This is a genomic window from Pseudomonas sp. GW823-FHT02F05, from assembly GCF_058797315.1.
Genome location: NZ_JBXAJM010000018.1, coordinates 107,506 through 118,278, shown reverse-complemented (window position 1 = coordinate 118,278; position 10,773 = coordinate 107,506). Strand labels below are relative to the sequence as shown.

Genomic DNA, 10,773 nt, shown 5'->3' with positions numbered 1-10,773 from the left:
TATCTGCATGGAGGATCCCATACTCCAATGGTTCCCATGCTGACTAAATACACATGCTTAAAACCCTCGCGGTGGCCAATTACCGCTCGATCAACAAATTGGTGGTGCCCCTGGACCGGCTGAACCTGGTGACAGGGCCCAATGGCAGCGGCAAGTCCAACCTGTATCGCGCCCTGCGCCTGCTGGCCGAAACTGCCCAGGGTGGGGTGATCAATGCGCTGGCCCGCGAAGGCGGGCTGGATTCCACATTCTGGGCCGGGCCGGAAAACATCAGCCGGCGCATGCGCAATGGCGAAGTACCGGTGGAGGCCGTGGTCGCCCAAGGCGTCAAACGCTTGCGCCTGGGCTTTGCCGGGGAGGACTTCAGCTACGCCATCTCCCTGGGCATGCCCATCCCGGTTCCCGGCAGCGAGTTCAAACTGGACCCGGAGATTAAAAAGGAATGTATCTGGGCCGGCCCTCTCTATCGCCCGGCCAGCCTGCTGGTTCAGCGCTCGGGACCGATGGTACGCGCCCGTGATGGCCGCGCCTGGGACGTGCTGGCCCAACACACGCCCAACTATCACAGCCTGTTCGATCAGGTCGGCAGCCTGCGCGGTTCGCCGGAAGTGTTGCTGCTGCGCGAAAGCATCCGTGGCTGGCGCTTTTATGATCACTTTCGCAGCGATGTGGATGCGCCGGTACGCCAGCCGCAATTAGGCACGCGCACGCCGGTGCTGCATCACGACGGTCGGGATTTGGCGGCCGCGTTACAGACGATTCGCGAAGTGGGCGATGTCGAGGCGTTGCAGCACGCGGTCAGTGATGCCTTCCCCGGCGCACGGTTGCATATCGAACCGTTGCAGGGCGGACGCTTTGCCATTGAGTTCTATCAGGAAGGCTTACTGCGCCCGTTGTCGGCGGCGGAGCTGTCGGACGGCACCCTGCGTTACCTGCTGCTGATCGCAGCACTGCTGACCCCACGCCCGCCGACCATGATGGTGCTGAACGAGCCGGAGACCAGCCTGCATCCCGACCTGTTGCCGGCACTGGCGCGCTTGATTATCCAGGCGTCGAAGCAGTGCCAGGTGTGGGTGGTGAGCCATGCCAGCCGCTTGATTGCAGCGTTGCAGCAGGATGAGGGGTGTAACTCGATTGTGTTGGAGAAGGTGATGGGGGAAACGCGAATTGTAGGGCAGGGCATTTTGGATGCGCCGGCGTGGCATTGGCCGGAGTAGGAGCGAGCTTGCTCGCGAAAAACGTCAACGATAACGCAGCGCTATCTGCTAGCCCGCGTTGCCTGTGCGTTCTTCGCGAGCAAGCTCGCTCCTACAAGGACGGGGTGATCAATCAGCCCTGCCACTTACCGCCTTCGACAATCACACTCTCAGGCTTGGTGTCATCGCTCAGCTCTTTACGCACATATTGGTCATAAAGCTTGAGCAGGAATTTCTCCTCGCCCAGCTTCGCAAGCTCAGCGTTCACCCAGTCACGCAGCTCGATATTGCCCTTCTTCACCGCCGGGGCAATCGGCGCTTCATCCCCCAGTTTCTCTTCCAGTACGCGGTAGCCAGGGTTCTGCTTGGCCCAACTGAACAGCACCAGGTTGTCTTGCGCATAGGCATCCCCACGGCCAGCCGACAGCGCCTGCAGCGACTCGGAGTTCTTCTCGAATTTGAGCAGCTTCCAGTCCGGGTGGTTCTTGGTCAGCCAGATATCCGCCGTGGTGCCGGTGGTGACGATGGTCGTGCGGGTTGCCAGGTCATCCAGGCTTTTGACGGCGCTGTCATTCGGCACCAGAGCCTGCACCGCCACTTTCAGGTTGGGGTTGGTGAAGTCCACTGCTTCCTTGCGTTCAGGCGTCACGGTCATGTTGGCGAGAATCAGGTCGACCTTGTCGCTTTGCAGGAAAGGAATGCGACTGGCCGGTTCCACGGCGACAAACTCCACCTTGTTTTCATCGCCCAGCAGGTCCTTGGCGAACTGCCGGCCGATGTCGGTATCGAAGCCGACATAACGACCCGCTTCGTCCACAAAACCGAATGGCGGCTTGTCGGTAAACACGCCGACAATCAGCTTGTCCCGCGCTTTGATTTTGTCGATGTAGCTCACAGCCGCGGGTTTTACCGGCTCTTCGGCCTTTTTATCGCAGCCGGCCAGCAAGGCGACGGCAAACAGTGGCAGCAGTAACTTTTTCATATCAGCTCCAGTTCCTTGATCTTTTTGGGCAGTGTTGAAACAAAGGAGAACTTCTCCAGGAACTGCTGCGCGCGTGCGGTCTGCGGGTTCGTAAAGAATGCCTCGGGGGTGTTGTGTTCGAGGATGCGACCGGCCTCCATGAACACCACGCGGTCGGCGACGGCGCGGGCGAAGGCCATTTCGTGGGTAACGATCAGCAGGGTCATGCCATCGCGGGCCAGGTCCTGGATCACTTCCAGCACTTCCTTGACCATCTCCGGGTCGAGGGCCGCGGTGACTTCGTCAAACAGCATGACCTGGGGGTTCATGCACAACGAGCGGACGATGGCGATGCGTTGCTGCTGGCCGCCGGAAAGCTGGCGTGGGAAGGCGTCGCGCTTGTCGGCAAGGCCCACGCGCTCCAGCAATTTTTCCGCCTGCTCACGGGCTTCACGCGGGTCGCGCTTTTGCACTTTGAGCGGGCCGAGCAGGATGTTGTCGAGCACGCTCATGTGCGGGAACAGGTGGTAGCTCTGGAACACCATGCCAATGTCCTGGCGTACCTGGCGCCAGTCGGTGGTTTTATCCAGCAGCTCTTTGCCGGCGAACCGCAGACTGCCGCTGTGTGCCACTTCCAACCCGTTCAAACAACGCAGCAAGGTGCTTTTGCCACAGCCGCTGGGGCCGAGGATCACCACCACTTCGCCGCGTTGCACGCTCAGGTCGATACCCTTGAGCACCTGCGCCTCGCCGAAGAATTTGTTGAAACCCTGGAACTCGATCAATGCGCTCATGCTTGGGCCCAGCGCCGTTCCAGCACCTTGGAGGCGGCTGACAACGGGTAGCAGATAAAGAAGAAAAACAGGAACAGCGCACCGTAGATCAATACCGACTCATAGGTGCGCTCGATGATTTGCTGGCCGACCTTGATCACATCCACCACGCCGATCAGCACCGCCAGGGAGCTGGTCTTGATGATGCGCGTGTACACATTGATGGTCGGCGGCGTCATGCGCTTGAGGGCCTGGGGCAGCAGCACATAGCCGTACAACTGTGGGCCGGACAGGCCAATCGACAAGCCCGCTTCGCGCTGGCCACGGGGCAGCGAATGCAACGCGCCACGCACCACTTCGCCCACCTCGCTGGCGCCCCACAACGACAGCACCAGCACCGCGCACCAGAAACTGGGGATGCTCAGGCCGAAGAAGATCGGCACGCCAAAAAACAGCAGGTACAACCACACCAGTACCGGAATGGCGCGGAACAGTTCCAGGTAGACCCGCAGCACGCCGTTGATCGCTTTGTTATTCAAAGTGCGCAGCACGCCGTAGAGCACGCCGCCAACCGTACTGAAGGCGATGCTCAAAAACGAAATCGACAGGGTTTGCGCAGCGCCCTTGCCCAGTTGCGGCAACGACACCCAGAGCAACTCAAGACCCGAACTGGCCATGTTGGAGCCTCCTTTCCAGGCGGCTGAGCAACAGCGACAACGGCAAGAACAACAGCACGCAAATCAGCGTCAGCACAGCGAGCATTTCGTAGGTTTTGTAGTAGAGGGCGATGTAGCTCTTGGTGGTGTAGAGAATTTCCGGCACCGCCACGGCGGAAACCACCGTGGTTTCCTTGAGCAGAAAGATGAAATTGGCGAACAGCGCCGGCAGGCTGAGGATGCCGGCCTGGGGCAGGATCACATGGCGCAACAGCTGCCAATCGGACAGGCCAATGGACTTGCCCGACTCGATTTGCGCCAGCGGCACCGCTTCCACACCAGCGCGCAGCACCTCGGTGAGATAGGCGCCGCCCAGAAAGGTCATGGTGATGATCGCCGCCCAGAACCCGGAAATATTGAAACCCAGGGCCGGCAGCGCGAAGTAGACGAAGAACAGTTGGATCAACAGCGGCGTGTTACGCGCCAGCTCCACATAGAGCGCCACCAGGCGCGACAGGTAAGGCGTGCGAAACACCAGCAGCGCAGCGTTGATCAGCGCCACCAGCAAGGACGTGGCAATGGCGATCAGGCCGACTTGCAGCGTCACACCCACGGCCTTGAGAAACGCCGGCAGGGTGCTGAGGATAAAAGCGAAATCGAAGGTCATGTGCAGTCCATATCGCCGCATGGGTAATGCCGCGAGCGCAGTCCGTGCCGACGTGGATAACGTCAGCTAGCGCGAACTTTAAAGGTATAAAAATCAAAGTTTAAATACCGAAATAGCATATTGATATCACCCAAAAACCTAACCTCTGTGGGAGCTGTCGATCGTTCCCACGCTCTGCGTGGGAATGCAGCCCCAGGACGCTCTGCGTCCGCTCTAAAGTCGTGACGCAGAGCGTCACAGGAGACGTTCCCACGCGGAGCGTGGGAACGAGCAATCGCACAGTTTTGACTGTATTTCAGATAAAAAAACGCCGACGCTGTAGTAGCCGTCGGCGTTGAAACCTTGAAGGGGGTTTTGGCTTACATCAGAACGCTGGCACCACCGCGCCGTTGTACTTCTTCTCGATGAAAGCTTTGACTTCCGGGCTGGTCAGGGCCTTGGCCAACTTCTGGATAGCATCGCTGTCCTTGTTGTCCGGGCGGGCCACCAGGAAGTTTACGTAAGGTGATTTGGCGTCTTCGATGATCAACGCGTCCTTGGCCGGGTTCAGGCCAGCTTCCAGGGCGTAGTTGGTGTTGATCAGGTCGAGGTCAACCTGGTCCAGCACCCGTGGCAGCAGGGCCGATTCCAGCTCTTTGAACTTCAGGTTCTTCGGGTTGCTGGCGATGTCTTTCGGCGTGGCCAGGGCGTTGGTCGGGTCTTTGAGGGTGATCACACCGGCCTTTTGCAGCAGCAACAGGGCGCGGCCGCTGTTGGAGCCTTCGTTCGGAATCGCCACGGTGGCGCCATCTTTCAGATCTTCGATTTTCTTGATCTTTTTCGAGTAGCCGCCGAAGGGTTCAACGTGCACGCCCACCACGGTAATCAGATTGGTACCTTTACCCTTGTTGAAGTTTTCCAGGTACGGCAGGGTCTGGAAATAGTTGGCATCCAGGCGTTTCTCAGCGACTTGCACGTTTGGCTGTACGTAGTCGGTAAAGACTTTGATCTGCAGGTCCACACCTTCCTTGGCCAGGGTCGGCTTGATCAGCTCGAGGATTTCGGCGTGGGGAATCGGCGTAGCAGCCACCACCAGTTTCTCGCTGGCCTGGGCAAAGCCAGCAGTCAGGGCAGCCGCCAGAGCGGTAAACAACAGAACCTTTTTCATGCAATGTCCTTCTAACGACCGTTTTTATGTGAGGTGCCAGCGAAGTGCTATCGCGGCGTGGAAAGGACAATACCTAGATTTTTTATTCCCGAACAATATCTTTTATTCACGTTGATATTCCATTTTGCTCATACAGAAATTTACGCACCGATTCCTGCTCGGCCGGGCTGGCGCTGGCCAAAATTCGTCGCACTTGCTCCAGCGGCGAACCCGCCGCTGGCAAGTTCAAATGCTCGGGCAAGATTTCATCGCCGCTGCTCACCAGCAAGGCAAAGTGAATGACGTTTTCCAGTTCGCGGGTATTACCCGGCCAAGTGTGGTGTTCCAGCACCTGCTGGGCGGCGTCGCTGATCAGTGGCACCGGCAGGTCCAGGCGCTGGCTGTAGATGCCGAGGAAATATTCGGCCAGGGACAAGATATCCCCCACCCGCTCGCGCAACGCCGGCAGGTCCAACCGGCCCTCACTCAAATAATGGAACAGACGCTCGTGAAACTTGCCCACGGCCACGGCCTGGGCCAGGTCGATACTGGTGGCGGCCACCAGGCGCACATCCACCGGGCTGGGCTGGTGGGCACCAACGCGGGTGACTTCGTGGTTTTCCAAAGCCGCGAGCAATTTCACCTGGATCGGCAGCGGCAAGTCGCCGATCTCATCCAGGTACAAGGTGCCGCCATTGGCCGAGCCGAACCAACCCGCCCGGCTGCTCGCCGCGCCACTGTGACTGCCGGCGGCATAGCCGAACAACTCGGCATCCGCATAGGTGGGGCTGATGGCGCCACAGTTGACCGAGACAAACAGGCCAGTACGGTCACTACCACGGTGGATGTGCCGCGCCAGCAACTCTTTACCGCTGCCGGTTTCTCCTCGAATCAATACGGGTAAGGCGCGCGGCGCAAGGCTTTCCAACTCTTCACGCAGTTGGCGTGAGCGTGGGTCGACGAACACCAGCGCCTTGGCGCGGATGCTCAACGGGCTTTTTTCAGCATCGGGAAAGGTCAGCAGCGGCTGGCCGAAGGTTTCATGCAGACTCATGGCAGGCTCCCGCCCCAATCCACTCAGGGACGGGGCGTTGAAAAAATATTAGGCGCTGCGCCGAGCGTGGTGCTCGAGGCGATGTTGCAGGCGATAGAGGTAAGCAAACCCTTGCTCCCAGCGCCGGTGGCCGGACTTCACATTGATATGCCCGGCGCCCGACAAGATGCCGGCTTCGGCGCCCCACTGACGCGCCAGTTCCAGAGCCCTGGGGGCGCTTACGGCACTGTCGTTGTCGGAGCTGACCACCTGGCTGGGAAATGGCAGCAGGTCAGTTGGAATAGGGGCGAAATTGCGCAGTGCAGGGGCACACGCAGAACGCTCGACATCCGCCGGTGCCACCAGCAATGCGCCGCGTACCTGCCGCAAGAAGTGCACGGGGGCAGTGGCGGCCCAGTGGGCCACGGTGATGCAACCCAGGCTATGAGCGATCAGGATGACCGGCGTGCTGTCGGCGGCGATGGCCTCGGCCAGTGCGGCGACCCAATCCTCGCGACGCGGCGTCAGCCAATCGGCCTGTTCCACCCGTGCGCTGTTGGGCAAGCTGTTTTGCCAATGGGTTTGCCAATGATCTTCTGGCGATCCTTGCCAGCCCGGCACGATCAGATAACGAATCGACTCGCTGTGCATGGGTGTGCCCTCCTGCAGCGTTTAACGTTGCTGGTCAGTATAGGGTGAGGCTCACGCACCAATAAGGAATAAAAAAGAATTTATTAATAACCAAAAGGAATTTACATCTTTTCAGAACTTGCTTGTCCCCGCCCCTTCATTAAAACCGGCCATTGCGCCCCGGCAACCGCGGCGCGATGACCGAGCCAAACTCAGCGAGAATGATGCATAGAGTGTTCCGAGCCGATCGCAACTCCGAGCTTATGGTTCATCGCCATATAATAATCACGCACTTGTGTAAGTTTTTCCGCATACGCTTGCGGAAGTAAAATACGCGCTTCCAACAGTTCCGTCAGCTCCTCAACTTCTGAAAAAAACCCATATTCTTTTTGCGCCAATACATCACCAAACATTCTCGGCCCAGTGATTTCGAAAATTTTCTTTTCATACTCGTTATAAATTTGCCGCTCTGCGGCTGTCGAGTTTTCCTTCAGAAAGGGACGATTAGCGTTTAGCCATTCTTCGTTTGCCTTGTATCGCTCATACGCCGTCTCCAAAATCTCGTCAAATACAGGGTTGTCTGGATGACTGGCAAAATTACTGGTGTTGAAGCCATTGAAGTCCGTAGGTTCGTAAGTAACCGGCACGTTCATCAAGATATCATTAGGCGTGGCTTTCAATGTGACCTCGCCCACATTAAAGGTCAGCGCATCATCCGTATCCAGATAGATGCCACCGTACTTTTTCATTAGCACAGCGCGCATGACGTCCGATGACGCCGCTAAATTCTGCCCACGCCCTGAACGGAAAAACTGATACATCTCGCCGTATTGACCTGCATTCAGAGCCTGAAAACTTTCATCGGCCTTTAAATCATGAACTTCAAGCCCACCCACTTTATGATCCAATGCTGAATGTATTTTCTGAAAAGTATCCGCGTCATTGGCATCGACGTGAACAATCGACTTATACCCGGGGCTTTTCCGGGAATTTTCCATAATATTATTGAGTAGATTTTCCGGCATTTCATTGCCGGCCCAAAAATAGTGGATCACTTTCGGCACGTCTGTAGCACCGGACGGCAGTACCGGCATTCTCGGTAGTTTCAGTACTTTGGTTGTCATCGAAGCAGGCGCATTTTTACTGGCCTCAATCGCTTCGGCTTGAGTGCCACCCAGCCACCGTCCTTGACCTTTACGCCAATAAAAGATGTCGTTCACCTGACCATTGGCCTGGAGCCCGCGCCAAAGACCCGCTTCGACGTCATACGTAACTTTGGTACCGTATTGACCGACATAAACCATATAGTCTTTCCCGATCATGCGCCTCACGTCATCCATGGGAACCCTGACCTCCTCAAGGATCACTGGAGGTGAGACGGGCCCCATCGGGTATCCGATATGCCCATTGACACGTTGTGGTGGCCTGAAGAATGGGCGCGCTTGTTCAGTCACTTGGGTGGGTGTGCGGGTTGCAGCATCAATCCCTGCTGCAACGCCACCGCCGGACACCCTCTCTGTCAGCGCTTTCGCCAGTGGTGCCCCCGCGTGAGTGGCCAACGGCGGTACGGCGTTCAACACGCCAAACACAATGCGGTCGGCAGCCGTTGCTTTTCCCTGGACGGCATCATCAATACCGATACCTGTCTGGGCAGCCCCGGCGGCCAGGAAGAAAACATCCAGCCCTATAGCGACTTCGGGCATCACCAGCGCCAGCGGCGTCATGAACATGGCGACCTTGGTAGCCTCTTCCACGACATGCAGCACCTGGTTCTTGGTGTAGTCCCCGTCACTGACAATCGCATTGTCGGCGTCCGAATAGGACCGTGCTTTTTGCCGAACCTTGACCGCTTCGAAAGGATCGCCGTGCAACTGCTCAACAGCGATGAAACGATCCGGCACCCAACCGTTGAGGCTCGCAAGGAAAGCATTGCCTGATGCCTGCGCATCGGACCAGTTTCCCATCCCTTGCAGGGTCTGACGTACGCCGTCTGAAAACGTTCTGTCAGCTTGATCCTTGAGGGAAAAGTGCGTCAACAAGGACGCGCGCTTTACGGGGTCCGAGGCTTGCCCGGCCAGCCACGTTGTCATTTGCTGCGGATTATCGAAGCGATGTATTGGCGAGGAGTTGCCAGGGATGTAAAGCAACGTCAACTGGGTTTTCCGATCGGTCACACACATCAAGTCGGTCGACTCAAACCCATTGATGCTCAGCAGGCCGATGTCCAGATCCGGGTCCTTCACGGCAGGCCCTTCAAAATCCTGGACCGTCAGCTTGGACCAATCCTTTTGCGCAACAGGCCCCAACGCTCGCTGGGCGAGTGCCGCCTCGGCAGGGCCAAGGCTCCCTTCCAGGCGCTGCAGATTGATGGCTTTGACAAACGAGATTTTACTCAATGCCGTATAAGATTCGCTGTGCTTGTCCCAAAACCCATCAAGGGTCTTCTTATACAGTTGGGTCCGGTCTGTATCCCAGACTAATGCCTTGAAGTCATCCACCGGTATGGAAACGCGGGTGTCGGCGTTATAGGGGGCATCGCCCGGCGCACTGGGCTCCCGATAAATACCTTGTCGAGTGTTTGCCTCCTGCACCCAACCGTCAATCTGGTTGTAAATATATATCGCTGGCGAAAAGTACTTGCCAATCTTTACAAACCAGCTTTCATCTTTCTTAATTGTTACATCTTGCCTGTTTTTCAATGCCGCTTGTGTCAGGGTGATTTTTTCTACCACCTCTTTTTCATCCTCACTGTCATCTTTAAATGTCACTAGATAGGTTTTATCTGGATCAATATCCACACCCCATTGCTGCTTTATCTTTGCAGATAAAATAGTGGAAATTTCTTTTTCGGGCGTTACAAAGTCGGCGGTTTGCTTGCTGATATAAGATTCTAAACGAGCATTTTTTTTGAATGCCGAGTTGCTCCCGCCTCTTGGCGTAGGGCTTGCTTCAGCACCCTGCAGTAAACTCTGTTTTCTCTTATAGTCAGCCAGCGTGGGCAAAATACAGGCTGATGGATGTCTCATGCCGGCCATACGATCGTTCGAAGATGCCATTACCGCAGGCTTTTCTTCAGGTTTTTCAACCGTTAAATGGGGATTAACGAACGTATTCACGACTTGGACAGGAACGCGTATAGACATGCAATTACTCCATTAATTAAATCACTCTATGCGCCGACCAGAATAAGCATGCAGCCGAAAATTGCACGCTCGGATACATGTAAATTCTTTTCCTGTGCAACATCTGTAAACATGCAATGCTTAGATAAAAAAAGGGCCGCACCCTGCCAAGGAAAGCGGCCCAAAAACTGTCGAGACTTTTTGAAACTAACGTGCAGTGATCACCGACAACTTGGTGATGCCCGCACGCTCAATCGACGCCATGGCTCGTGCCACTTCGCCGTAGTTCACTCCATCGTCAGCCTGCAGTTGCACCCGCACATCGGGGTCCTTGGCCTTCGCCGCCTGCAGGTTGAACTCCAGCAGATCCGGCTGGATTTCGTCCTTGTTGATAAACAATTTGCCGGCGCCGTCGATGCTCACCACCAATGGATCCTTCTGCTCAACCGGTGCCACGGCCTGGGTCTTGGGCAGGTTGATCGGGATCGAGTTGGTCAACAGCGGCGCGGTGACGATAAACACCACCAGCAGCACCAGCATCACGTCCACCAGCGGCGTGACGTTGATCTCGCTCAGCACCTCATCACTGTCTTGCGTGGAGAAGGCCAT

10 protein-coding genes are annotated in these 10,773 nt (G+C 56.8%); 1 reads left to right on the top strand and 9 read right to left on the bottom strand.

Annotation, left to right across the window (positions count from 1 at the left end):
- Nucleotides 1-53: 53 nt before the first annotated feature.
- The gene (locus AC1RAC_RS21215; RefSeq protein ID WP_034125474.1) at nt 54-1,217 is read left to right on the top strand and encodes an AAA family ATPase; all 1,164 of its coding nucleotides are present in this window, start codon (nt 54-56) and stop codon (nt 1,215-1,217) included.
- 112 nt (nt 1,218-1,329) lie between these two features.
- Here the strand turns inward: AC1RAC_RS21215 and AC1RAC_RS21210 are convergent, their stop codons facing one another.
- The 9 genes from AC1RAC_RS21210 to AC1RAC_RS21170 all read right to left on the bottom strand — a co-directional run bounded on the left by AC1RAC_RS21210 (nt 1,330) and on the right by AC1RAC_RS21170 (nt 10,773).
- Nucleotides 1,330-2,178: a transporter substrate-binding domain-containing protein gene (locus tag AC1RAC_RS21210; protein WP_020302225.1), complete on the bottom strand. Its 849-nt coding sequence runs from the start codon at nt 2,176-2,178 to the stop codon at nt 1,330-1,332.
- Nucleotides 2,175-2,951 (bottom strand): amino acid ABC transporter ATP-binding protein, encoded by a 777-nt coding sequence (locus tag AC1RAC_RS21205; protein ID WP_034125472.1) that lies wholly within the window; start codon nt 2,949-2,951, stop codon nt 2,175-2,177. The genes AC1RAC_RS21210 and AC1RAC_RS21205 overlap by 4 nt, the downstream gene beginning before the upstream one ends.
- Complete coding sequence (locus AC1RAC_RS21200; RefSeq protein ID WP_034125471.1) at nt 2,948-3,607, bottom strand: amino acid ABC transporter permease; 660 nt, start codon at nt 3,605-3,607, stop codon at nt 2,948-2,950. Before AC1RAC_RS21200 ends, AC1RAC_RS21205 begins: the two co-directional genes overlap by 4 nt.
- Nucleotides 3,588-4,253: an amino acid ABC transporter permease gene (locus AC1RAC_RS21195; protein WP_003187615.1), complete on the bottom strand. Its 666-nt coding sequence runs from the start codon at nt 4,251-4,253 to the stop codon at nt 3,588-3,590. Before AC1RAC_RS21195 ends, AC1RAC_RS21200 begins: the two co-directional genes overlap by 20 nt.
- 364 nt (nt 4,254-4,617) lie before the next feature.
- On the bottom strand, nt 4,618-5,400 hold the full coding sequence (locus AC1RAC_RS21190; RefSeq protein ID WP_034125470.1) for a MetQ/NlpA family ABC transporter substrate-binding protein: 783 nt from the start codon (nt 5,398-5,400) through the stop codon (nt 4,618-4,620).
- A gap of 106 nt (nt 5,401-5,506) precedes the next feature.
- Nucleotides 5,507-6,433 carry a sigma 54-interacting transcriptional regulator gene (locus tag AC1RAC_RS21185; protein WP_054920316.1) on the bottom strand — a complete coding sequence of 309 codons (927 nt, stop codon included), beginning with the start codon at nt 6,431-6,433 and terminating at the stop codon, nt 5,507-5,509.
- Between the two features lie 48 nt (nt 6,434-6,481).
- Nucleotides 6,482-7,063: an alpha/beta hydrolase gene (locus tag AC1RAC_RS21180; RefSeq protein ID WP_236455046.1), complete on the bottom strand. Its 582-nt coding sequence runs from the start codon at nt 7,061-7,063 to the stop codon at nt 6,482-6,484.
- Between the two features lie 191 nt (nt 7,064-7,254).
- Entirely contained in the window at nt 7,255-10,185 is a 2,931-nt protein-coding gene (locus tag AC1RAC_RS21175) for a glycosyltransferase family 32 protein (protein ID WP_200584327.1), read from the bottom strand.
- 186 nt (nt 10,186-10,371) lie between these two features.
- Nucleotides 10,372-10,773, bottom strand: coding sequence for an ExbD/TolR family protein (locus AC1RAC_RS21170; protein WP_034125467.1), 402 nt, complete (start codon nt 10,771-10,773; stop codon nt 10,372-10,374).